Raw genomic sequence first — 271 nt, 5'->3', positions numbered from 1 at the left:
ACCCTGAAGAATCAGCGCCAAGTCAATCCGAACCCGGCAGACCTCAAGCGCATCGAGCGTGAGCTGGACGAACAGAACCGCGCCTACCGCCAGTTCAGCACCAATCAGCCGAGCAACCTGCTATTCGATCGCCCGGTCAACGGCCCGCTATCTTCGCCGTTCGGCCTGCGTCGTTTCTTCAACGGCGAGGAGCGCAATCCGCACTCAGGGCTGGATTTCGCCGCAAAGACCGGCACTCCGATCAAGGCACCGGCAGCGGGCAAGGTCATAC

General features: G+C 61.6%; 1 protein-coding gene. It reads left to right on the top strand.

The annotated features are described in order from the left end of the window. On the top strand, window positions 1-271 hold a 271-nt coding region (locus AAEZ10_RS27370; protein WP_502947716.1), incomplete at both ends, for a M23 family metallopeptidase.

Origin of the sequence: Pseudomonas sp. H26/SER47-MNA-CIBAN-0231, from assembly GCF_040310465.1 — a bacterium.
Classification (GTDB): Bacteria; Pseudomonadota; Gammaproteobacteria; order Pseudomonadales; family Pseudomonadaceae; genus Aquipseudomonas; species Aquipseudomonas atacamensis.
This window is presented reverse-complemented; position numbering and strand designations above follow the sequence as displayed.